Annotated in this window: 1 pseudogene; it reads left to right on the forward strand. The window is 57.8% G+C overall.

The window, feature by feature from the left end:
- Window positions 1–139 (forward strand): annotated as a pseudogene (locus tag SB816_RS33610) (ABC transporter permease); the annotation flags it as partial.
- Between the last annotated feature and the right edge of the window lie 112 nt (window positions 140–251).

Raw genomic sequence — 251 nt, forward strand, 5'->3', positions numbered from 1 at the left:
CATCATTCTCGGTGTCATGACGTCCGGTTTCACGTTCCTCAGGGTCGACGCCTACTACCAGGAGATCGTCAAGGGTCTCATCATCGTGGCTGCCGTCGTTGCCGACGTCTACCGCCAGAAGAAACGCGCAAAGCGCTGAACACTCCTCCTCCCGGACTTGGGGCAAGCTTCCATGCTTGCCCCTTTTTTTCTGTTCTGGCGAGAAGGAGCTGATTTGTGTTGGAGCGCAGGGCGGACGCTCTCAGGCCTTG

It is taken from the genome of Achromobacter sp. SIMBA_011, assembly GCF_046535435.1.
Lineage (GTDB): Bacteria > Pseudomonadota > Gammaproteobacteria > Burkholderiales > Burkholderiaceae_B > Achromobacter > Achromobacter dolens.